This is a genomic window from Paraburkholderia sp. SIMBA_053 (assembly GCF_046534895.1).
Lineage (GTDB): Bacteria > Pseudomonadota > Gammaproteobacteria > Burkholderiales > Burkholderiaceae > Paraburkholderia > Paraburkholderia caledonica.
The window spans coordinates 1-246 of the sequence record NZ_JAWRXU010001394.1; the positions used below are offsets into that span (position 1 = coordinate 1).

The following is a 246-nucleotide window of genomic DNA, read 5'->3' on the forward strand; positions in this document are numbered from 1 at the left end:
TTCTTCTATCCGGCCACGTTGCTGACGAACTGCCGTCAGGACATGGAGATCATCCAGGAAGAAACGTTCGGCCCGATCATGCCCGTCGTGCGCTACAGCACGCTCGACGAAGCGCTGCAGATGGCCAACGACCACCAGTTCGGTCTGTCGTCGGTGCTCTACACCGAGAACTACCGCACGACGATGAAAGTCGCGAACAACATCGAAGCGGGCGAACTCTACGTGAACCGCACGCCTGCCGACCCG

The 246-nt window shown here is 59.8% G+C and carries 1 protein-coding gene; it reads left to right on the plus strand.

Translation table 11 applies throughout. The features are described 5' to 3' along the window. The coding region (locus SB753_RS40180) for an aldehyde dehydrogenase family protein (RefSeq protein WP_410805567.1) at positions 1 to 246 on the plus strand (246 nt) is incomplete at both ends.